The organism is Streptomyces sp. SID14478 (assembly GCF_010548525.1).
Lineage (GTDB): Bacteria > Actinomycetota > Actinomycetes > Streptomycetales > Streptomycetaceae > Streptomyces.
In genome coordinates this window covers 1-244 of sequence record NZ_JAAGMG010000942.1, presented here as the reverse complement: position 1 = coordinate 244, position 244 = coordinate 1, and the positions used below count along the sequence as shown (strand labels likewise).

At 75.8% G+C, this 244-nt stretch carries 1 protein-coding gene; it reads right to left on the bottom strand.

The annotated features are described in order from the left end of the window. Positions 1-244 (bottom strand): class I SAM-dependent methyltransferase (locus G3I40_RS30415; RefSeq protein ID WP_164305838.1); only part of this gene is annotated, 244 nt, incomplete at both ends.

Genomic DNA, 244 nt, shown 5'->3' with positions numbered 1-244 from the left:
GATCCGCGGCGTACGACGTGACGAGGGCGGCCGCGTCGGCGGGGCGGCGCGTGCGGTACGGGGCGACGAGCGCACAGAGGTCGCTGCCCGTCAGGTGGGCGGCGCTCTTGTCGACCGTCGTGAGGTAGACGCCGCCGGGGCGCAGCACGCGCGCGGCCTCGGCGATCACGGGCGCCGCGTCGTCGAGGAGGTGGAGCAGCCAGACCGAGGTGACGGCGTCGAACGTGCCGTCGGCGAACGGGAG